This is a genomic window from Lysobacter sp. GQ73 (assembly GCF_059758755.1).
Genome location: NZ_JCAXEE010000009.1, coordinates 130,671 through 152,064 on the forward strand (window position 1 = coordinate 130,671; position 21,394 = coordinate 152,064).

The 21,394-nt window shown below is 67.3% G+C and carries 15 protein-coding genes; 8 read left to right on the top strand and 7 right to left on the bottom strand.

From position 1 onward, the window contains the following. The 3 genes from AC6CH2_RS20880 to AC6CH2_RS20890 form a co-directional block, all read right to left on the bottom strand. A complete protein-coding gene (locus tag AC6CH2_RS20880) occupies positions 1–942 on the bottom strand; it encodes an electron transfer flavoprotein subunit alpha/FixB family protein (RefSeq protein ID WP_498270888.1) in 942 nt (313 codons plus the stop codon). Continuing rightward, the gene (locus AC6CH2_RS20885) at positions 942–1,688 is read right to left on the bottom strand and encodes an electron transfer flavoprotein subunit beta/FixA family protein (RefSeq protein WP_498270889.1); all 747 of its coding nucleotides are present in this window, start codon (positions 1,686–1,688) and stop codon (positions 942–944) included. Before AC6CH2_RS20885 ends, AC6CH2_RS20880 begins: the two co-directional genes overlap by 1 nt. 312 nt (positions 1,689–2,000) lie before the next feature. Then, on the bottom strand, positions 2,001–2,846 hold the full coding sequence (locus AC6CH2_RS20890) for a D-hexose-6-phosphate mutarotase (protein WP_498270890.1): 846 nt from the start codon (positions 2,844–2,846) through the stop codon (positions 2,001–2,003). Between the two features lie 174 nt (positions 2,847–3,020). Between AC6CH2_RS20890 and AC6CH2_RS20895 the strand changes: the two genes are divergently transcribed. Next, complete coding sequence (locus AC6CH2_RS20895; RefSeq protein WP_435394411.1) at positions 3,021–4,433, top strand: mannose-1-phosphate guanylyltransferase/mannose-6-phosphate isomerase; 1,413 nt, start codon at positions 3,021–3,023, stop codon at positions 4,431–4,433. A 126-nt stretch (positions 4,434–4,559) separates the two neighbouring features. On the opposite strand, the gene dcsG is transcribed toward AC6CH2_RS20895, so the two are convergent. Then, positions 4,560–5,471 carry a D-cycloserine synthetase gene (gene dcsG / locus AC6CH2_RS20900; RefSeq protein ID WP_498270891.1) on the bottom strand — a complete coding sequence of 304 codons (912 nt, stop codon included), beginning with the start codon at positions 5,469–5,471 and terminating at the stop codon, positions 4,560–4,562. A gap of 117 nt (positions 5,472–5,588) precedes the next feature. On the opposite strand from dcsG, the gene AC6CH2_RS20905 reads away from it, so the two are divergent. The 6 genes from AC6CH2_RS20905 to AC6CH2_RS20930 all read left to right on the top strand — a co-directional run bounded on the left by AC6CH2_RS20905 (position 5,589) and on the right by AC6CH2_RS20930 (position 16,738). Continuing rightward, the gene (locus AC6CH2_RS20905) at positions 5,589–6,326 is read left to right on the top strand and encodes a CoA transferase subunit A (protein ID WP_435394409.1); all 738 of its coding nucleotides are present in this window, start codon (positions 5,589–5,591) and stop codon (positions 6,324–6,326) included. A gap of 188 nt (positions 6,327–6,514) precedes the next feature. Further along, positions 6,515–7,147, top strand: a complete 633-nt coding sequence (locus AC6CH2_RS20910) for a CoA transferase subunit B (RefSeq protein WP_498270892.1) — start codon at positions 6,515–6,517, stop codon at positions 7,145–7,147. 156 nt (positions 7,148–7,303) lie between these two features. After that, entirely contained in the window at positions 7,304–9,655 is a 2,352-nt protein-coding gene (locus tag AC6CH2_RS20915; protein ID WP_498270893.1) for a reprolysin-like metallopeptidase, read from the top strand. Between the two features lie 401 nt (positions 9,656–10,056). Then, positions 10,057–12,072: a reprolysin-like metallopeptidase gene (locus AC6CH2_RS20920; RefSeq protein WP_498270894.1), complete on the top strand. Its 2,016-nt coding sequence runs from the start codon at positions 10,057–10,059 to the stop codon at positions 12,070–12,072. Between the two features lie 206 nt (positions 12,073–12,278). Next, positions 12,279–14,387, top strand: coding sequence for a reprolysin-like metallopeptidase (locus tag AC6CH2_RS20925; protein ID WP_498270895.1), 2,109 nt, complete (start codon positions 12,279–12,281; stop codon positions 14,385–14,387). A 242-nt stretch (positions 14,388–14,629) separates the two neighbouring features. Beyond that, on the top strand, positions 14,630–16,738 hold the full coding sequence (locus AC6CH2_RS20930; protein ID WP_498270896.1) for an FG-GAP-like repeat-containing protein: 2,109 nt from the start codon (positions 14,630–14,632) through the stop codon (positions 16,736–16,738). 379 nt (positions 16,739–17,117) lie between these two features. On the opposite strand, the gene AC6CH2_RS20935 is transcribed toward AC6CH2_RS20930, so the two are convergent. Further along, positions 17,118–18,767 (bottom strand): electron transfer flavoprotein-ubiquinone oxidoreductase, encoded by a 1,650-nt coding sequence (locus tag AC6CH2_RS20935; protein ID WP_498270897.1) that lies wholly within the window; start codon positions 18,765–18,767, stop codon positions 17,118–17,120. 231 nt (positions 18,768–18,998) lie between these two features. Here AC6CH2_RS20935 and AC6CH2_RS20940 point away from each other — a divergent pair, with 231 nt between their 5' ends. Further along, the gene (locus AC6CH2_RS20940) at positions 18,999–19,592 is read left to right on the top strand and encodes an alpha-ketoglutarate-dependent dioxygenase AlkB family protein (RefSeq protein ID WP_498270898.1); all 594 of its coding nucleotides are present in this window, start codon (positions 18,999–19,001) and stop codon (positions 19,590–19,592) included. Positions 19,593–19,692: 100 nt separating this feature from the next. On the opposite strand, the gene AC6CH2_RS20945 is transcribed toward AC6CH2_RS20940, so the two are convergent. After that, complete coding sequence (locus AC6CH2_RS20945; RefSeq protein WP_498270899.1) at positions 19,693–20,379, bottom strand: ABC-type transport auxiliary lipoprotein family protein; 687 nt, start codon at positions 20,377–20,379, stop codon at positions 19,693–19,695. Between the two features lie 77 nt (positions 20,380–20,456). Further along, complete coding sequence (locus tag AC6CH2_RS20950) at positions 20,457–21,386, bottom strand: MlaD family protein (RefSeq protein ID WP_498270900.1); 930 nt, start codon at positions 21,384–21,386, stop codon at positions 20,457–20,459. Between the last annotated feature and the right edge of the window lie 8 nt (positions 21,387–21,394).

Below are 21,394 nucleotides of genomic sequence, written 5' to 3' on the forward strand. Positions count from 1 at the left end.
TTATTTAAGTTCGTTGGATAGTTGCGGAAGCAGTGTGAATAGATCTCCTACCAGGCCGATGTCGGCGATCTCGAAGATCGGCGCCTCGCCGTCCTTGTTGATCGCGACGATGGTGCCGGCGTCCTTGATGCCGGTCAGGTGCTGGATCGCGCCGCTGATGCCGATGGCGACATAGAGCTCGGGCGAAATGATCTTGCCGGTCTGGCCGACCTGCATCTCGTTGGGCACGTAGCCGGCGTCGACCGCGGCGCGCGAGGCGCCGACCGCGGCGCCGAGCTTGTCGGCGAAGTCGAAGATGATCTTGAAGTTCTCGGCCGAGCCCACGCCGCGGCCGCCGGAAACGACGCGCTTGGCGCTCTGCAGGTCGGGACGGTCGGACTTGCCCGCGGCCAGGCCTTTATGGCGGGTGTGGGTCGGCAGGGTCGCGTCGACCGTGGCGGCTTCGACTGCGGCGCCGCCGCCCTTTGCCGCTTCCGGCCACGAGGCGGTACGCACGGTGGCGACCACGGTGTGGTCGGCGGGCGCTTCGACGGTGACGATGGCGTTGCCGGCGTAGATCGGGCGCTTGAAGGTGTGGCTGCCTTCGACGGCCATGACGTCGGAGACCTGGGCGACGCCGAGCAGGGCGGCGACGCAGGGCATGAGGTCCTTGCCGAAGGTGGTGCTGGGGCCGAACACGTGGCTGTAGCCTTTGGCCAGCGCGGCGAGCTGCGGTGCGAGCACCTGCGCGATCGCGTCGGCGTTGGCGGCATTGGCGACGGTCAGCACCTTGGCGACGCCGGCGATCTGCGCGGCTTCGGCGGCGACCGCGGCCGGGTCGGCGGCGAGCACGACGATGTCGATGGCGTCCGGCTTCAGCGCCTGCGCGGCCGACACGCACTTGGCGGTGGACGCGTTGAGCTTGCCGTTGAGATGTTCGGCGACGATCAGAACCTTGCTCATCACAGCAACCCCTTAGCCTTGAGTGCGGCGACCAGTTCGGCCGCGTCCTTGACCATCACGCCCTTGCTGCGCTTCGGCGGCGGTGCGTAATGGGTGGTCTTGAGCGTATCGCCGGTGTCGACGCCGAGATCGGCGAACGCGATGGTCTCCAGCGGCTTGCTCTTGGCCTTCATGATGTCCGGCAGCTTGATGAAGCGCGGCTCGTTGAGGCGCAGGTCGGTGGTGACCACCGCCGGCAGGTCGACTTCCAGCGTTTCCAGGCCGGCGTCGACTTCGCGCGTCACCGTGGCCTTGCCGCCTTCGACTTCGAGCTTGGAAGCGAAGGTCGCCTGCGGGCGGCCCCACAGCGTGGCCAGCATCTGGCCGGTCTGGTTGGCGTCGTCGTCGATGGCCTGCTTGCCGAGGATGACGATGTCCGGCTGTTCCTTCTCGATCAGCTTGAGCAGGGCGCGCGCGGCGGTCAGCGGCTGGATCGGCTGGTCCGAGACCACGTGCACGGCGCGGTTCGCGCCCATGGCCAAGCCGTTGCGCAGATGCGCCTGGGCGTCGGCCGGGGCGATCGTCGCGACCACGACCTCGGTGGCGATGCCCTTGTCGCGCAGGCGCAGGGCTTCTTCCAGGGCGATTTCGTCGAACGGATTGGCCGACAGCTTGACGCCGTCGGTGACCACGCCGGAGCCATCCGGCTTGACCTGAATGCGGACGTTGTAGTCCACCACGCGCTTGTAACCGACGAGGATCTTCATCGTGCGGGGATTCCTTGTGGGGGTGCTGGGCCGGGAGCGGCCGAGAACCGCCAATTCTAGCGGAGACGGGGGTGTCGCGCAGGCGGGTGGGTCGGCGCGGCAGGGCACGGACGGTTGTCGGACGGCCTGCCGGCCGAAGTTTCGGGAGGCTGCGGCTTGACGATATGCCCAATCGAAGCCATGCGTGTGGGAGGCGCACTCGGCTCAACGAAGCCGATCGTCGAAAGATGCTGAACGAACGGCATTCCACACCTGTCCGCCCCTGGCTGACCATACCTTACAGGCAGCCTTGGGATGGATTGCGAGGCTCGGTCAGATTCCCGCCCGCGTCTCCACGACCAGGGTCTGCACGCCCGTCCAAACGGTTCGTGGCTCCAGTCGGACCGGGCTCACGACGTTGCCGGCTTCGACGCAGATGAACCGCCGATATTGATCCTCGCCTAGGTCGTCCAGGCTGGACGCCAGCACGGCGCCTGGGTTCCACACCACGATGTCGGCAAAGCCCGTGCTTTCCAGGCGCAACAGCTGGTCGCCGTCGGTGACGCGTAACGGCTTGCGCGCCTCCATGTAAATACGGTCGACCTCGCCCTCGAAGCGCACCGGGGCGTCGGTCGCCTCGACCCGTCTGCCGCCGTCCGCCGAATCCAGGTATGGCCGGTCTTCCAGGCCATGGATCAGCGTGCCCGCGATATCGGCCACACGCAGGTAGGTGTGCAGCGCGACCGTGAATTCGAAAGCGGCATTGTCGACATTGCGGACCGTCAGGGCGATGCGCAGCCGGTCGCCGCCGGGTTGCAAAGCCAGCTCGGCTTCGAACCGATGCGGCCAATGCAGGCGAGTCTCGTCGTCGTCGCGCAGACCGAAGGCCAAGCCCGGACCCGTCGGTGGGGTGGGGATCGATTCCCATAGGCGAGTGCGGGCAAATCCATGGCGCGGCCCGCTGCCGCGTCCGCCGAATTGCGGAAAGATCACTGGAATGCCGCCTCGGATCGCCTTGCCGGCACCGAAGCTGGCGCGAGGGCTGAGGTAAAGGCGCTCGCGGCCCTGGCATCGCCAGGACACGGCGTGCGCGCCGAACGCGGTGGCCTGGATCTCGACTCCGCCCGAAACCCGGAGGCGCAGAGCGCCGGTAACTGCCTCGTTCGGGTCGGAAGCCACGGGCCTGTCCTTGCTTGAGCGAAGTCGCCATCGGCACGCTAGAGTGTCCGATGGGCCGTCATGAGGATTCTAAGGCCGCCGCCCGGCGTGCCGACGGGGCGCGGTGTCGATACATGAAGCCTCCAGCCGCCCGGCCGGGCTATTCTTGCCCATCCCCAGTCTTTCGGAGCCGGGATGCTGCATCCTGTCGTATTGAGCGGCGGCAGCGGTTCGCGCCTGTGGCCGCTGTCGCGCGAGAACCAGCCCAAGCAGTTTCTGTCGTTGATCGGCGATCGTTCGCTGTTCCAGGAAACGGTGCTGCGCGCCTGCGCACTGCCGCAGGCGGGCTTGCCGGTAACGGTCTGCGCCGAGGGCCACCGCTTCATGGTCGGAGAGCAGTTGCAAGGCGTCGGCGTGGGCAGCGGCGGCATCCTGCTCGAACCCATCGCGCGAAACACCGCGCCGGCGATCGCGCTGGCCGCATTGCATCTGCTCGCCCGCCATCCCGAGGCCGTGATGCTGGTGCTGCCGGCCGATCACCTGATCGAGGACGAGTCGGCTTTCCGGGCCGCCGTGGAACGCGCGGCGGTGCTGGCCGGGCAGGGCTGGCTGGTGACCTTCGGGATCCAGCCGGACTATCCGGAAACCGGCTACGGCTATATCGCGCGCGGCGAAGCGCTCGGCGAGGACGGCTATCGGGTCGCTCGTTTCGTGGAAAAGCCGGCCCTGGCCACGGCGCAAACCTACTTGGCCGAGGGCACGTATTCGTGGAACTCGGGCATGTTCCTGTTCAAGGCCGAGCGCTATCTCGAAGAACTCGCGCGTTTCGCGCCGCAGATCCACGCCGCCGCGACCGCCGCTTATGCGGCCGCGCAAAGCGACCTCGACTTCATCCGCGTCGGCAAGGAGGCGTTCGCCGCCAGCCCCAGCGATTCGATCGACTACGCGGTGATGGAAAAGACCGATCGCGCCGCGGTGGTGCCGGTCAGCTGCGGCTGGAGCGACATCGGTTCCTGGTCGTCACTGTGGTCGGTGGCCGAGCGCGACGAAGACGGCAACCGCTACGAAGGCGACGTCATCTCCCTGGATACGCGCGACAGCCTGGTGCGCGCTTCGGAGCGGCGCCTGATCGCCACGATCGGGGTCGAGGACCTGGTCATCGTCGATACGCCCGACGCCACCCTGGTCGCGCGCAAGGACCGGGTGCAGGACGTCAAGACCATCGTCGATCGCCTGAAAAAGGCCGGACGCCAGGAGCATCTGTTCCATCGCAAGGTCTATCGGCCCTGGGGCTACTACGACTCGATCGACGTCGGGCCGCGCTTCCAGGTCAAGCGCATCGTGGTCAAGCCGGGCGCGGCATTGAGCCTGCAAAAGCACCACAAGCGCGCCGAGCACTGGATCGTGGTGTCCGGGGTGGCCGAGGTGACCTGCGACGAGCGGGTGTTCGACCTGCACGAAAACCAGAGCACCTATATCCCGCTCGGCAGCGTCCACCGCCTGCGCAACAACGGCACCGAACCGGTCGAGTTGATCGAGGTGCAGTCGGGCGCGTACCTGGGCGAAGACGACATCGTCCGGCTCGAGGACGTGTACGGGCGCTCCTGAACCTCCAGGTCGCGATCGCGCACGAAAAAACCGGCCGCGAGGCCGGTTTTTTCTTCAAGGCTTCCTCGACGCGAGCCCGTGCCGACGCTCGCCACTACGCCGCGAACGGCTCGGTCGACCTGCGTCTCAATCGACCTGCATCGTCGCCAGTAATTCGGCCAGCACTGCCGCGAAGCGCGCGGCACTGCCTTCGGCATGGGCGAAGAACAGCGAGGGCTCGCACAGTTCCAGTTCCAGCAATTGCGGCTGGCCGTCGCCGTCGCGGATCAGGTCGACGCGCGCGTACGGAAGAGGCTCTTCCAGATCGAGCCGTGCGGTCATCGCGGTCAAGGCATGCAGGGCGACCCTGCGTTCGTCGTCGCCGGCCTCGCGCGCGGCGATGCGCTCGACCGCGCGCAGATTCAGCGCATCCTCGCGTTGCAGCATCGCGCCCTTGCGGATGGCGTGGCTGAACACCCCGTTGAAATGGATCAGCGCGGTCTCGCCGTCGCGATCGACCGAGGCCAGATAGGGTTGCAGCATCGCGCTGCGGCCCTGATCTAGCAGGCGCGCGACGTGGTTGGCCGCGGCGAACTCCTGCGCGCGCGCATAACGCTGGGTGTCGCGCGAGCCGGCGCTGATCGCCGGCTTGACCACGAACTCATCGGCGTGCGGATAGGCGGCGAGAAACTCCTGCAGCGCCGGCAACGGGTCCATGTCGGGTTCGACGAAGGCGCTCGGCACCACCGGCACGCCGCGCGCTGCGAGGTCTGCCAGATAATGCTTGTCGGTGTTCCAGCGCACCACCGGCCAGGGATTGAGCAGGCGCGTGTCGGCGTCGACGCTTGCGCACCAGGCCAGGAACTCGTCGAGGCGTTCGGTGTAGTCCCAGGGCGAGCGCAGCAGTACGGCGTCGTATCGTGCCCAGGCCACGCTGGGGTCGTCCCAGGCGCGGATCTCGGCGGCGATGCCGCGTGCGGTGCAGGCCTGGAGCAGGGGCGACAGGTCGTCGTCCTGCCCGGCGGCGGCGATGGCGGTGACCAGGGCGAGTCGGCTCATATCGCAAGTCTAGCGTCGGCACGCGATCGGGGCATTGTCGCGGTATTGCCCGAAAGTCCGCTAGGTCCCGCTCCGGGCGCAGGCTAAACTGCGCCCATCCCGCAAAGGAGTTGTCCCATGGCCGAGGCCATCGCCGCGACGCCCGCCGGCGCCGCGAAGAGCAAGCTGTACCCCAGTGCGAAACAAGCCCTGCAGGACGTGGTGGCGGACGGGCAGACCCTGGCCGTCGGCGGCTTCGGCCTGTGCGGCATCCCCGAGGCCCTGATCGGCGCGCTGCGCGACAGCGGCGTCAAGGGCATCACCGCGATCTCCAACAACGCCGGCGTCGACGGTTTCGGCCTGGGCCTGCTGCTGGAAACGCGCCAGATCAAGAAAATGATCTCGTCCTACGTCGGCGAGAACAAGGAGTTCGAACGCCAGTTCCTGTCCGGCGAGCTCGAGCTCGAATTCAATCCGCAAGGCACCCTGGCCGAGCGCCTGCGCGCCGGCGGCGCCGGCATCCCGGCCTTCTTCACCCGCACCGGCTACGGCACGGTCGTGGCCGAAGGCAAGGAAACGCGCGAGTTCGACGGCCACCACTACGTCATGGAAACCGCGCTCAAGGCCGATGTGTCGCTGGTCAAGGCGTGGAAGGCCGACAAGGCCGGCAACCTGGTGTTCCGCAAGACCGCGCGCAACTTCAACCCCGCCTGCGCGATGGCCGGCAAGGTCTGCATCGCCGAAGTCGAGGAACTGGTCGAGGTCGGCGCGATCGATCCCGATCACGTGCACCTGCCGGGCATCTACGTCGACCGCATCGTGGTCAATGCGGCCCCGGAGAAGCGCATCGAGCAGCGGACGGTGCGGGCCGGCTGAGCAGGCCCTCGTAATCGCAGCAGGAAACGAGTGCAGAGGAACCCGCAACGAGTCGAAGGTCGTCCGGAACTGCTAAGTTTCTAGTTCTAGTTCTAGTTCTAGTACCTCCCCACTCGTTCCTGGACCACGCTGAAAGTCTCGCCGCCGCCTTCCAGCGCCGGCTTACCGTCAATACAGAGAACAACCCTATGTCCTGGACCCGCGATGAAATGGCGCAGCGCGCCGCGCAGGAACTCACCGATGGCGCCTACGTCAACCTCGGCATCGGCTTGCCGACCCTGGTCGCCAACTTCATTCCCGACGGCATGGACGTGTGGCTGCAGTCCGAGAACGGCCTGCTCGGCATCGGTCCGTTTCCGACCGAAGGCGAGATCGACGCCGACCTCATCAACGCCGGCAAGCAGACCGTGACTGCGCGCCAGGGCGCCAGCTATTTCGGCAGCCACGACAGCTTCGCGATGATCCGCGGCGGGCATATCGACCTGGCGATCCTCGGTGCGATGCAGGTTACCGACAAGGGCGACCTGGCCAACTGGATGGTGCCCGGCAAGATGGTCAAGGGCATGGGCGGCGCGATGGACCTGGTCGCCGGCGTCAAGCGCGTGGTGGTGCTGATGGAGCACAGCGCGAAGAACGGCGAGCACAAGATCCTGCCCGAATGCACGTTGCCGCTGACCGGCCTGGGCGTGGTCAATCGCATCATTACCGAGCTGGCCGTCATGGACGTCACCGAACGGGGTCTGGTGTTGGTGGAGACCGCTCCCGGAGTGAACGAAGCCGAACTGCGCGCCAAGACCGGGGTGCCGCTATTGACCGCCTGAATGGCGTAACGGCGGTATCGCCGGGTGCGTTAACCCGGGATCTGCCAGAAAAGCGTGACGCTAATCTCAATTAAATTTGGGTATCGTTTGGACGGCCATTGAAGTATCTGCGCCGCGCAGTCAGGATGCGGCGCTGCTTTTATTCGGCTGGTCGCTATGCGCAATTTGGCTTTCCTGGGGATGCTGGTCCTGTTCGTGGCCGGTTGCACGTCGTCCGACTCCGGTCGTTCCTTGGCTGCAAGCACGCATGGGAACGGGTTCGCGGCACCGTCCGCGAGCATGGGTTCGGTATTGAGTCCGTTCGCAGATCCGGTATCGGCACGCCTTGCGACGCGCCGCATCGCCGCCAGCGGGTTCGCACGACTTCCCGACCGCGGCAACCTGACCTCTTACCCGGCCAGACAACCCATTCTTTCCGAAGGCGCCTATACCTGGCATCGCGTCGAGTTGAGCGAAGAGCACGCCCTGGCCGCAACCATTGGCGGGTACTTGCGCATCACCACGCCGTCCGGCGAAAAGCTCGACTTCCGTTACGAGCGCCATGTCGAGCATCCCAGCGGCGACTGGACCTGGGTCGGACGCATCGATCGCGGTGGTCTCGCCCAGGAAGCCATCATCACCTTCGGCGAACGCGCCGTATTCGGTAGCATCGCACAGCCCCGCAAGCCGGCGCTGAAGTTGACCTTGCGCGATGGCAAGTCGTGGCTGGTCGAAACCGATCCCAGCAAGCTGGCGCTGCTCGAAAATTCGTTCGGCTCCGATCACGGCGACGATTATTTGATACCTAGCGCAGCGGCGAACGCGTCGACCGCCGGGCCGGCGAGTGTCTCGGTCGGTACCTTAGCCGTTGCCGCCGACGGTCAAGCCTTGGTCGATGTCCTGGTCGGCTACAGCAACGGATTCGCCGCCAGTCTGGGTGGTCCGTCGCAGGCCGTCACCCGGCTCAACTATCTGGTCGAGGTCACTAACCAGGCGTACGTCAACAGCCAGATCACTTCGCGCATCCGCATGGTTCATGCCATGCAGGTCAACTATCCGGACGACTCCGACAACGGCGGCGTCCTGGAGAAAATGACCGGCACGCGCACGACGCCGGTCGATCCGGCCTTCAATGCATTGCGGGCGGCGCGCGAGCAATACGGCGCCGATCTGGTCTCGTTCGTGCGCAAGTACGATCGCACTGCGCAGGACGGTTGCGGCATCGCCTGGCTGCTCGGCGGCGGCCAGCAACCGATCACCACGTCGTCGGCGCCAAACGGCTATTCGGTGGTCAGCGATGGGCGCCAGAACGACGGCGGCACGACCTATTTCTGCCGCGACGAAACCTTCGCGCACGAGTTGGGCCATAATATGGGCGCGCAGCACGATCGCGCGACGGCCTCCTCGGGCGGCAGCCTGCAGTACGGCGCTTACGCGTACTCGTTCGGCTACAAGGCCGGCGCCGGCAGCGGTAATTTCTACGACATCATGGCGTACGGCGATCCGGGCCAGACCTCTTATCGGGTCTTCTCGAATCCGCGGATCACCAGCTGCGGCGGTTTCGCGTGCGGCATCGGCGGCCAAGCCGATACGGCGCTGACTCTTAGTCAGACAATGCCCATCATCGCGACGTTCCGGGCGACGGCAGTGCCGGCATTCAGGGTGCGCGGCGACGTTAACGGGGATGGCTGGGCCGACTTGCTGTGGCGCAATGCTTCCGCGCATCAGTTCGCGCATTGGCTGGCCGGTTCGTCCGATGCTTTGCAGGGCTTCGCGAGCGCGGCCGGCTTCGACATGGTCTCTTCCTACGATGTCGGAGCCGTCGGCGACTTCAACGGCGACGGCCGCGTCGATGTGCTGTGGAAGAACGAGGCTGAGCGGTTCCTCGTACTCTGGCTCAGTTCGGGCGGCGGCTACACGCAACAGGTGGTCGGTGGGTTCGAGCCGGATATGGCGTTGGTCGGAGGCGGCGACGTCAACGGCGATGGACGGCACGATCTGATTTGGCGCTCGCTTGCCGGCAGCCGCCTGCGGGTTTGGCTGATGCAGGCCAATCAGGTCGCGTCGAAATGGGACGCGCCCATGCCGTCGTGGTTCCAGATCCTGGGCGTCGGCGACTTCGATGGAGACGGCCGCTCCGATGTAGTCTATGCCGACGATGCGCAGACCAGCCTTTACTTCAGTAGAGGCAATTACTTCGCCGGGCAGACCGTCGGCGGACGTCCTGCGGGTTGGAGCTATGTCGACAGCGCGGATATCAACGGCGACGGTCGCGACGATATGGTCTGGCTCAATCCAGGACAGAACGTGCTGAGCTATTGGGTCATGAACGGAGCGTCGATCGTCGCTAATCCCACGGTGGCAGGGCGGGCTGGAGAAACCTTCTTCGCCGCGCGCGACGTCAATGGCGATGGCCGCGCCGACCTGATCTGGGATGCGGCAGCGCAGCTCAAGGTCAATATCGATTTGACCGGGGGCAGTCAGCGCTACAGCAATGCTTACCCGGCCGGTTGGCAGATGCGGCGCTGAGCCCACCCGCAAGCGCAACAGGGTTTTCGAAGGCCGCCGAAGGGCGGCCTTCGTATTTTGTCTACGTGCAACCTGGAACAGATTGAAGTCAATCCGTGACGCATGCCACCATTGGCGCACCGAGGGGGCCGCACATGCGCAAATGGATACTGGTCGGGGCGGCTGCCCTGGCCTCGGCGTGCACGCAGACCGTGCCGCCAAGCTTGGACGCTGGCTTTTCCGATAGTGCTCGCGCGCATGTGCCGATGGCGGTCGCGCCGCAGGCACGGCCGCCCATCCCCATCTCCATCCCCATACCGCTGACGGCTGCCGCGGCCGAGCCGATCCGGATCGAGCCGGGGGCGAAGTCACAGCGGCGCGGCGCCGCCACCTGGTGGCCGGTGCGCCTGGATTCGGCCCAATTGACGATCGCGGCCCGGCCGCAGGGCCGTCTGCGGCTGCGCACGCCCGACGGCGAGGTCCTGGCGTTCCGCTCCACCGGCGCGTGGACCGGCGATCTGTCCGGGGCGCGGATCTGGACCGGGCGCAGCGACGGTCGGCAGCCGGGGCGGGCGGTGGTGTCCTTCGACGGCAGCCGCATCTCCGGCAGTGTCGATCGTCCTGGCGGCACGACCCTGCACCTGGCGACCGAACGCGACGGCACCTGGCTGATCGAGCCCGACCCGCCGCGGGCCGCGGCAGTGGCCACGTCGGCGGCGCAGTCGCAGGTCGACTACCTGATGCCGCCGGCCGCGCTGCCGGCCGATCCCGGTGTTGGCTCCGAACAGGACGAGCGCGCCGGTGCGGACATCGTGGTCGCCTACACCAAGGGCTTCCAGGCGCGTTTCGATCAGCCCGGCGGCGGTGGGGACTATGGTCTGGCCCTGCGCCTAGACACCTTGTTCGGCGGCATCAACGCGGCGCTGTCCATGGGCATTAACGCAAGGGTGCGCATCGTTCATGCGGTCCAGGTCGATTATCCCGACGACACCGACGACCTGCAGGCCCTGCGCGAGCTGACCGGTGCCGACGGCGTGCCGGCGCACCCGGCCTTCACCGAGGTGCGCCGCGCGCGCGACGCCTACGGCGGTGACATGGTCTACCTAGTGCGCAAATACGACGGCCCGCAGGGCGGCCGTTGCGGCGCGTCCTGGATGATCGGCGGCGGGCTGACGCCGTACGCGCGTGCGTCCTCGGGGTTGGGTTACGCGGTGTTCGACTGGGACCTGGGCCGCTATTTCTGTACCGAATACAGCGCCGCGCACCAGTTCGGCCATGCCTTGGGGCTGCAGCACGACCGTGCCAGCGCCAGCCCGAACGGCACGTTGGAGTACGGCGCCTTTCCGTACGCCTTCGGCTACGTTTCCGGGCCGGCGACCGATCCGAACGCGATCCGCACGGTTATGGCGTACCCGGTCGAAACGCCCCAGCACCGAAGCATGCTTTCGACGCCCGAGCGTAAATGCTACGGACAGGTGTGCGGCGTGCAGGATCAGGCCGACAACCGCCGCGCGGCGCGGCAAACCTTTCCGGTGCTGAGCAGCTTCCGTCCCAAGCGCGTGCCGGGCGGCAGCGTGGTCGGCGATTTCGACATGAGCGGCGGCGCCGAACTGTACTGGCGCAATCTGGCCAGTCAGGAATTCGCCATCTGGCCGTACGCCGAACCCAGCGCCGGCCGCGGATTCTTCATGGTCGCGCCCTACGACGTGGCCGCCGTGGCCGACTTCACCGGCGACGGCCGCAGTGATGTGCTGTGGAAGAGCGATCCGGATCATTACCTGGTGCTGTGGGCGGCCCAGGGCGATGGGTACGAGCAGCGCGCGATCGGCGGCTTCGAGCCGGGCATGAGCTTCGTCGGCGTCGGCGACTTCGACGGCGACGAGCGTTACGACATCGCTTGGCGCAGCCATGCCACCGGCGAGCTCAAACTGTGGCTGATGCGCGGCGAGCAGATCGCATCCACGCGCAACGCGACGATGCCCGGCTGGTACGAGATCCTCGGCATCGGCGATTTCGCCGGCGACGGCCGCAGCGATATCGTCTATGCCGATTCGGCGAGCGTGAACCTGTACATGAACGACGGCGTCTCGTTCTCGGGCGCCAGAGTGGCCGGTCGGCCCGGGGGCTGGACGTATGCCGGCAGCGGCGATCTGGACTCCGACGGTCGCGACGACATGTCCTGGATCAATCCGGCGCTGGGCACGCTGAGCTATTGGCGCCTCGACGGAGCGCGCATCGTCGGCAATCCCAGCCTGCGCACCGAATCCTATGAACGTCTGGCCGGGATGAGCCACCTCTTCGGTCGCTCCGGGATGGAGTTGCTTTGGGACGATGCGGCCGAGGACGCGCCCTCGGGGCCGCGTTACCTGCGCATGCATTCGCCGGTCAACGACGACTCGCGCTACGCGAGTTATCCGCGCGGCTGGGAAATCAGATAAGCGCCGCGCCGACCGTCGCCGGTCGCGCCAACCGACACCTTGGGGGAAAGCAAATGAAACAGTGGATGTGGGCGTCCGTGGTCTTGCTGGCGGCGTGCCAGCCCCAGCAGGCTCAGCGCGCAGGACAGGAGCGCGAAGGCGGGCGCGCAGGCAGGACCGCGGCTGCGGCCGCGCCGGCTGCGTCGCGGGCCGTACCGGAAGGACAGTTGTGGGCCTACGACCGCAGCGTAGCGCCGCGCCGGGTCGGGGCCATGCAGTGGCATGCGGTGACGCTGAGCCGACGCCATGCGCTGGCTGCCGCGCAGACCCAAGGACGGCTGAGCGTGCCGACGCCGGACGGGCGCAGCCTGCCGTTCCGCTTCGAGCATCAGCGCAGCGACGGCGATCATTGGAGCTGGATCGGGCACGCCGAAAGCGCTCCGGCGGATGCGCGCGCGCTGTTGGTGTTCGGCCCCTACGGCGCGACAGGCACCGTCGCGGAAGCGGACGGCTCGGCATGGCAACTGGCCACGTTCGAGGGGCGCACTTGGGTCGGGCGCGCGCAGGCCCTCGGCCCCGCAGCAACGCTCGCGGACGCGGTCAGCTTCGAAACCGATTATCTGATGCCGCCGATCGACCGGCCGGCCGATACAGCGGCCGGCGGGCCCGCGGACCAACAGGCCATCGTCGATCTGGTGATCGGCTACACCCCGGGCTACGCGAGCGTGTTCGAGGACCGCGCCCGCGCGGAGTCGGACCTGTACAACGTGCAGGCCACGATCAACAACGCCTTGTACGTCAGCACGATCAACGCCCGCGTGCGCATCGTCCACAGGATGCAGGTCGAGTATCCGGACAGCCACGCCAATTTCCAGGTCCTGCGCGAAATGACCGGCGCCGACGGCGTGGCCGTGGCGCCGGCGTTCTCGGCGCTGCGCCAGGCGCGCGACACTTACGGCGGCGACCTGGTTCTGCTGGTGCGCAACCAGGGCCTGCAGACCGATCGGGCCTGCGGCGCGTCGTGGCTGATCGGCGGCAACCTGAAAGGCATCGACGCTTCCGATGCCGGCCTGGGCTATCTGGTGTGGAACTACACCGGCGCGCAGTCGATGCCTTACTGCCACCCGTTCGCCGCACCGCACGTGATCGGGCACAGCTTCGGCCTGCAGCACGACCGCGCCAGTGCGAGCCCGCGCGGGGTGTTGGAATACGGTGCGACGCCGTACGCGTTCGGCTACGTCCATGGCAACCCGGGTTACGGCCAGACCCGCACTGCGATGGCGTATCCGTTCCAGGTCGACGCCAGCTATTCGTATATCTATTCGACCCCGGACCTAACCTGTCACCCCGCCTCGCCCTGCGTGCTCGGGGTGGCGAACGAGGCCGACAACGTGCGTACCGCGCGCCAGACCATCCCGGTCGTCGCCAGTTTCCGTCCGCGCAAGGTGCTCGGCGGTGTGGTGAGCGGCGATTTCGACGCCGGCGGCACCGGCGATGTTTACTGGCGCAATCCCGGGACGCAGGAATTCGCCTACTGGCTCGACCCTATAGCGAGTCAACGCTCTGCCGGCTTCTACATGCAGGCCGAGTACGACGTGGCGGGCATCGGCGACTTCACCGGCGACGGCCGCAGCGACGTGCTGTGGAAGAGCGATGCCTACAAGTACCTGGTGCTGTGGGTGGCCAAGGACAACGGCTACGAGCAGCGCGGGATCGGCGGCTTTGAGCCGGGCATGAGCTTCGTCGGCATCGGCGACTTCGACGGCGACGAGAAGCAGGACCTGATGTGGCGCAGCTACGGCGCCGAGTTGCTCAAGGTCTGGACCATGAACGGCGCGCAGATCCGTTCGCATTTCGTCGCCGCGATGCCGCAGTGGTACCAGGTGCTGGGCATCGGCGACTACAACGGCGACGGGTACAGCGACGCGATCTATGCCGATTCGAACGAGGTCAATCTGTATCTCAACAACGGCGCTGGTTTTGCCGGCCAACGGATCTCCGCACGGCCGCAAGGCTGGACCTTCCTGGGCAGCGGCGATCTCAACAACGACAGGCGCGACGACCTGATCTGGCAGAACGGCGCCCGTACCGCGGTCAGCTACTGGACCATGGACGGTGCCCGCATTCTCGGCAACCCGTCGCTGACCACCTATCCGGATCGGCGCTTCATCGCCGCGCGCCACGTCGGTGGCAATCCGTCCGCCGAGCTGATCTGGCTGGAGCCGGCCTACAACGCCGAGTCGTCGCCGAATTTGAAGATCACCGTGGTTGACGCCCCGTACTTGCCGGGCGCGACCCATAGCTTGCCGTTGCCGTCTGGCTGGGAACCGCGCTGAGACAATTTGCCGCCGTACGGCGACCAGCGCAGCCGCAATCGAGCGACAACGAAATGGAGCAAGCAATGCGCAGCAAAATCCAATTGGGTGCCGCCCTGTTGCTCGGGCTTGCGGCGGGCGCCTGCACCGCGCCCAACCCGCCCGTCGCGGCGGCTCGGCCGGGAGACGCGTCGTTGGTCGCCGCGCCTGCCGCTACGGCCGCATCGGTGCCGCCACCGGCGTACGCTGATGCGCGAAGCCGCTTGGCCGGGCTGGCCGACCGCGGCGAACTGCTGTCGTACTCGCGCGCCACGCCGGCGCGACGCGAAAGCGGATTCGTCTGGCATCGGATCGGCGGGATCAGCCAGGCGCATGCGCGTGCCGCGACGGCCGGCGGCCGCCTGCGCCTGACCACGCCTTCCGGGCAGCTTCTGGACTACGCGTACGAGGAACAGGTCCGGCACGACAACGGCGATTGGACCTGGGTCGGCCGCGCCGCCAACGGCAACGCCGGCGAGCGCGCGACCGTCACCTTCGGCGCCGACGCAGTGTTCGGCACCTTCGCCGTACCCGGCCAGAGCGCCTTGCGCCTGATCACGCGCGACGGCGCCGCCTGGGCGGTGGAAGCCGACCCCGCCGCGGCCCAACCCGCCGCCGCCGCGGCCGCGCCGGACTATCTGATCCCGCCGACGGTCGCTGCGGACAAGCTTCCCGATGCGCCGGCCGCGGCCAATACCGACCCAGCGATGCGTCTGGTCGATCTGGTGGTGGGCTACACAGAGCAGGGGCCGCGTTCTGTGGTCATGACCCACCTCAACGACATGATGAGCTTCGCCAATTCGATACTGCGCAGCAGCGGCGTCAAGACGCGTCTGCGCATGGTCAATGCCACTTACGTCGATTACTACGTCAACGACGCCAACGATCAGATCACGTTGCGGAAACTGACCGGCAGCCCGACGGTCGCGCCGGATCCGGCCTTCGCCGGTCTGCGCGCTTCGCGCGAGCAGTTCGGCGGCGACCTGGCGGTGCTGGTGCGCGACATGGTCGGCGTCGCTACCCCGGGCTGCGGCGCCTCCTGGTTGCTGGGCGCCAACCTCAAGGGCATCGATGCCGGCGACGCGGCCTACGGCTACTCGGTGGTCAAGAACGCTTCGGGTTGCTCGGACATGTATTTCCTGCACCAGATCGCCCACAGCCTCGGCGCTCAGCACGACCTGGCGACCGCCAGCGCCGGCGGCAGCGTCGAGTACGGCGCCTATCCGTATTCGTTCGACTATGTGGGCGCCACGTTCCACACTGCTCTGGCGGCCTCCAGCACGACCCGGCCGATGCAGACGCTGTCCAACCCGCGCCGGTCCTGCGCTTATGCCGGAGACGAGGGCCCGCCGCCGCCCTGCGGCACGGTCGAAGCGGACAACGTACTGGCCCTGCAGCAGACGATTCCGATCGTGAGCCGGTTCCGGCGCAAGCTGACGCGCGGCGGTTTCGCCCGCTACGACACCGACGGCGACGGTAATCCGGAGCTGTTCTGGCGCAACAAGGGGCAGCAGCTGTTCGCCTACTGGAGCGGCATGAGCCCGCAAGAGTCCTCGCAGGCGTTCGGCATGGTCTCCGCCTACCGGGTCGCCGGCATCGGCGACTTCACCGGCGACGGTCGCGCCGACGTGTTGTGGCGCAGCGACCTGGACCGGTTCCTGGTGTTGTGGGTGGCGGCGGGCGAGGGCTTCGAGCAGCGCATCGTCGGCGGCTACGAGCCGGGTATGCACATCGTCGGAGTCGGCGATTTCAACCGCGACGAGCGTTACGACCTGCTGTGGCGCAACTTCACCACCGGGCAAATGAAGGTCTGGGCGATGCGCGAGGAGCGCATCGTCGAGCAGGCCGTGGCGCCGATGCCGGGCTGGATGGAGATCCTGGGCATCGGCGATTTCAACGGCGACGGCTATAGCGATGTGGTCTACGCCGACGGCGCCAACGTCAACCTCTACGTCAACGATGCGATGCGCTTCACCGGCGCGGTGGTCGCCGGGCATCCGGGGTGGACTTACGTCGCGACGGGCGACTACAACGGCGACGGCCGCGACGATATGTATTGGGCCAATCCCGCCGGCGATACCTTGAGCCGCTGGGTCATGGACGGCCCGCGCATCGCCGCCAACCCGAGCCAGGTGCTGCGCGCCGGGCATCAGTTGGCGGGCGTGGTGCGCGGCCCGGGCCATGTCGCCGAAGCCGACGTGATCTGGGACGTGCCCAAGGGCGGCACCAGCGTCGGCGAGCGCAATGTCGGCAGAAATACCCTGATGAACGGCTTCGATTTCATCGTCTACCACCAGTACCCGGTCGGCTGGGAGTTGCATCCGATGCGTTGACCGGGCTCCGGTCGGCCATGCACCGACGCGCGTAGAAACAAGCAGAAAGGCGATGAACAAATGGCCTTGGGTGGTGATCCTGGCGATGTCCGGCGCAGGCTGTGCCGTGCTTGACCGAGACCGGGAGGAACGGGCACTTCCAGGACTCCGGTCGTCCCGCCGCAGGCGTGTGTCCCGGGGAGCCGGCCGCATCTGCGTTTTGTCGTTGCGACCGATCGCGGCGGCTGATCATCTCCGACAAGACCGTAGCGATGCGCGAGCACGGGTTGCTCTGGCATCGCACGGCCTCTGCGAAGCGCACGCGCGCGGCGCGATGGCCAGCGGCGGAACTGCGTTTGCGAACGCCGGTTGGGCGCCGGCGACCGCTACGAGAAATCGTTCAAAGATTCTGGTAATTCGGCCCCGCGCCGCCTTCCGGGGTGACCCAGTTGATGATTTCGTACGGGTCCTTGATGTCGCAGGTCTTGCAGTGCACGCAGTTCGCCGAGTTGATCTGCAGGCGCTTGGCGCCGGCTTCCTCGACGATCTCGTACACGCCGGCCGGGCAGAAGCGCGTGCAGGGATTGCCGTATTCCTCGGCGCACCGGGTGACGCAGATGTTGGTGTCGGCGACCTTGAGGTGCACGGGCTGGTCTTCGTCGTGCTCGGTCGCGGCGAAGTACACCGAAGCCAGGCGGTCGCGCGGGGCCAGGCTGCGGTCGACGTAGTCGCGCTTGGGCTGTTCGGCCTCGCCGAGCTTCTGCAGCGAAGACCAGTCGGGCTTGTTCTTCAGGGTCCACGGCGAGCGTCCGCCGGTGACGGTTTCCCAGGCGGCGTTGAGCATGCCGAACCACAGGCCGCGCTTGAACGCGGGCTTGATGTTGCGGACCTTCTTGAGCTCGGCCATCGCATCGGAGGCGCGCAGCTTGGCGTCGAAGCCCTCGCTGCTCAGCGACTGAGCGAGGTGCTCGGCGGCGAGCATGCCGGAGCGGATCGCCTGGTGGGTGCCTTTGACCTTGGGCACGTTGAGCAGGCCGGCAGTGTCGCCTATCAGCAGGGCGCCGGGCATTTCGACTTTCGGCAGCGACTGGTAGCCGCCGGTGACGATGGCGCGGGCGCCGGCCGAGACGATGGTGCCGCCTTCGAGCAGCGGCTTGACCATCGGATGGTTCTTCCACTGCTGGAAGGCTTCCCAGGGCTTGTAGTCGGGATCGCGGTAATCCAGGCCGCTGACGTAGCCGAGCGCGATGCGGCCCTTGTCGAGGTGATACAGGAAGCTGCCGCCGTAGGTGTGGCTGTCGGCCGGCCAGCCGAAGCTGTGCACGATCTTGCCGGGGCTGACCCGGTCTTCGGGCACCTGCCACAGCTCCTTGATGCCGATCGAATAACCCTGCGGGTCGCTGTCGGCGTCGAGCTTGAAGCGCTTGATCAGGCGCTTGGTCAGATGGCCGCGCGCGCCTTCGGCGAACACGGTGACCTTGGCGCGGATGTCGATGCCGGCGGTGAAGCCGGGCTTGTGGCTGCCGTCCTTGGCGATGCCCATGTCGCCGATGCGCACGCCGGCGACGCGGCCGTCGGGATCGTGCAGGGTCTCGGCGGCGGCGAAGCCGGGGTAGATCTCCACGCCCAGGGCCTCGGCCTGCGGCGCGAGCCAGGCGCACATCGCGCCGAGGCTGACGATGACGTTGCCTTCGTTGTGCATGCCCGGCGGCACCGGCAGCTTGCGGCCGCCGGTCTTGCTGAGCAGCCAGAACTCGTCGTCGGCGGCCGGCACGCAGATCGGCGGCGGGTTGTCGCGCCAGTTCGGCAGCAGCGCATCCAGCGGCCCGGTCTCGATCACCGCGCCGGACAGGATGTGCGCGCCGATGGTGCTGGATTTCTCGATCACGCAGACCGACAGCTCCGGGTTGAGCTGCTTGAGCCGGATCGCGAACGACAGCCCGGCCGGGCCGGCGCCGACGGTGACGACGTCGTACTCCATGACGTCGCGTTCGATTTCGGTGGCTGGCGTGTCGGACGGCTGAACCGTATCGATCGGCTGTTCGCTCATGCTGGCGGGACTCTGGCGTGCGATCCGCCTATTGTCGCGGGTTTGCGGCGGCAGCGCCAAATCCGTCGGGACCGGCGCCGCCTCCGCGCGGCGTTTAAAACGCTTTGGATGCCGTTGCGGACGCGATCCCGGACGATCGCGGCGACAGGCGTATGGAGGCCGGCGGGCGGCGCCCGCGCCGGCGCAGGATCCGGATCGCGAGGCCCGCGCGACGCGTGCTAGCGTGCCGCCATGTCCCTGCAACGCCTGCCTCTGGAAGACGCCGAACTGGCCTTCGATCCGCATTGGCTGGAACGCGCCGCCGCCGATGCCCTGCGCGCCGCCCTGCTCGACGAGGTTCCCTGGGAGGTGCATCGCATCCGGTTATTCGGGCGCGAGCACGATTCGCCGCGGCTCAGCAGTTGGATCGGCGACCCCGACGCGCACTACCGCTACTCCGGGGCCGACTTCCGTCCGCATCCCTGGCCCGCCGCGTTGACGCCGATCCGCGAGCGGCTGACGCGCGAACTCGGGGCCGGTTTCAACAGCGTGTTGGCCAATCGTTATCGCGACGGCCGCGATGCGATGGGCTGGCACAGCGACGACGAGCGCGAGCTCGGGCCGAGGCCGGTGATCGCGTCCCTGAGCCTGGGGGCCACACGGCGCTTCGCGCTCAAGCACCGGCGCCGCGCCGAGCTGAAAGGCGCACTGGAACTGGGGCACGGCAGTCTGTTGGTGATGTCGGGCCCCACCCAGGCGAATTTTCGCCACGCGTTGCCGCGCACGGCGAGGCCGGTGGGCGAGCGGATCAATCTGACGTTTCGGGTGATCGGGCCGCGGGCTTGAAGTTGGTTTTACGGCGGGTGGCGTCGTCGTCGAGTCGGCGCGGACGCGGCCTGCGCCGCTCCTGCCCTAGAGCCAAGGCGGCCACGCGGCCGCGATTCGATCAGCGCTTGTGGGTCTGGTCGTGCGCGTCGCCCGAGATCAGCGTCCAGCCGGCGATCTCGCCGGTGATGGTTTCCAGTGCGCGCTCGAAGGCGTCGACCACGTCGGGCACCGCGGTGGTCGCGGCCGGTTGCGCCTGCAGGAAGGTATGCGTGGCGACGACCTTCTGGTCGGGGCTGTGCATCAGCTTGGCGTTGATCTCGATGGTCGCCGACGGCACCGCCGCGCCCCGGCCGTAGTCGGACTCGAAACGGCGCATGTCCAGCACCAGCTTGTACTCGCCGCCGATGCCGCTGCCCTGGCGCGCGACCGCGGCGATCTTGCCGGAGTCCTCCAGGGTACGCAGCAACGCGTCCTCGATCATGCTGCTGGGCAGCTTGGCCCAGGCCGCGCCCTTGTAGACCTCGATCTCGTTGCCGGTCGGGCGCACCGCGATGCGCAGGCTGTCGATCATGCGCGCCGCGTTGGGCGTGCTCAGCGACAATTGCCAGTTCGCGTTCGGCCAGGACGGATCGGCCTGCACGCGCGGGTCGGGCGCGTACTGAGTGGTCGGCTTCTTCGGCTTTTCGCCGAGGATCGACGAACAACCGGCCAGGGCCAATGCGGTCGCGCCGGCGAGGATCCAACCGAAGCGGTGAGCGAACGCGGAATTGCTCGAAGAGTCGTTGGATCGGGGCGTGTGGGTCATGGTGGTCTTCGCAACTGGGGCCATACATTCGCCGGCCCGATCGGCCGGCTGCCGTGCCGATGAGCTCGCCATGCGCCTCATTCGGGCTCGAATTCCTTGACCGCATCGCGGCCCAGCAGATAGCGGGTCGGGTTGTTGTCGAGGCGGTCGCTGATCCGGCGCAGGTCGCGCACCAGCGAACGCAATTCGCTCAGGGTCGGGCCGAGCTGGGCCAGGCCGTCGTTGGCGAAGCTGCTGATCGCGGCGCGGTTGTCGGTGAGGATGCCGTTGGCGCCGGTCGCGGCCGAATCGAGCTTGGTCAGGGTGCTGTCGAGCTTGGCGATCAACCCCGGCAGCTTGTTCACCAGTTCGCGGTCGACGCTCTCGACCGCGCGGTTGGTGGTGTCGAGGGTCGCGCTGAGTTGCTCGCTGGACTTGCGCGCGTTGATGATCAGCGCGCGCAGGTCTTCGCGCTGGTCGGCGATCGAGCCGGTCAGCGATTCGATGTTGGCCAGGGTGTTCGAGACGTGCTTGACGTTCTGGTCGCTGAGCACCTGGTCCATGCGCGCGACCAGGCGGTTGGCGGTGTCGGCGATGTTCTGCAGCGCCGAGGCCTCGGTCTGGATCACCGGGATGTCGCTGCTGCGCTCGGCGTCGGCCAGCGCCGGGCTGTTCGGACTGCCGCCGGTGAGCTGGATGATCGGGCTGCCGGTGATGCCGGTCATCGACAGCTTGGCCCGGGTGTCGGTCTTGATCGGCGCGTCGGCCTGCAGGCGCAGCTTGGCGATGACCCGGCGCGGGTCGTCCGGCGCCAGGCTCAGTTGCTGCACGGTGCCGACCGAGATGCCGTTGTACTGCACGGTACTGCCTTCCGACAGGCCGGTGACCGGCTCGTTGAAGATCACCGCGTATTCGCGCCAGCTCTTCTCCGAGGAGTATTTGGCCGCCCACAGAGCGAACAGCAGCAGGAACAGCGTCACGATGATCGTGAACGCACCGATGAGGACGTAATTGGCCTTGGTTTCCATCAGGCACC

What these genes read in the sequence shown, in the direction of transcription:
- AC6CH2_RS20945 (WP_498270899.1), bottom strand. Translation starts at nt 20,379, where the DNA reads ATGACCCACACGCCCCGATCCAACGACTCTTCGAGCAATTCCGCGTTC.
- dcsG (WP_498270891.1), bottom strand. Translation starts at nt 5,471, where the DNA reads ATGAGCCGACTCGCCCTGGTCACCGCCATCGCCGCCGCCGGGCAGGAC.
- AC6CH2_RS20950 (WP_498270900.1), bottom strand. Translation starts at nt 21,386, where the DNA reads ATGGAAACCAAGGCCAATTACGTCCTCATCGGTGCGTTCACGATCATC.
- AC6CH2_RS20895 (WP_435394411.1), top strand. Translation starts at nt 3,021, where the DNA reads ATGCTGCATCCTGTCGTATTGAGCGGCGGCAGCGGTTCGCGCCTGTGG.
- AC6CH2_RS20910 (WP_498270892.1), top strand. Translation starts at nt 6,515, where the DNA reads ATGTCCTGGACCCGCGATGAAATGGCGCAGCGCGCCGCGCAGGAACTC.
- AC6CH2_RS20885 (WP_498270889.1), bottom strand. Translation starts at nt 1,688, where the DNA reads ATGAAGATCCTCGTCGGTTACAAGCGCGTGGTGGACTACAACGTCCGC.
- AC6CH2_RS20935 (WP_498270897.1), bottom strand. Translation starts at nt 18,767, where the DNA reads ATGAGCGAACAGCCGATCGATACGGTTCAGCCGTCCGACACGCCAGCC.
- AC6CH2_RS20940 (WP_498270898.1), top strand. Translation starts at nt 18,999, where the DNA reads ATGTCCCTGCAACGCCTGCCTCTGGAAGACGCCGAACTGGCCTTCGAT.
- AC6CH2_RS20915 (WP_498270893.1), top strand. Translation starts at nt 7,304, where the DNA reads ATGCGCAATTTGGCTTTCCTGGGGATGCTGGTCCTGTTCGTGGCCGGT.
- AC6CH2_RS20880 (WP_498270888.1), bottom strand. Translation starts at nt 942, where the DNA reads ATGAGCAAGGTTCTGATCGTCGCCGAACATCTCAACGGCAAGCTCAAC.
- AC6CH2_RS20905 (WP_435394409.1), top strand. Translation starts at nt 5,589, where the DNA reads ATGGCCGAGGCCATCGCCGCGACGCCCGCCGGCGCCGCGAAGAGCAAG.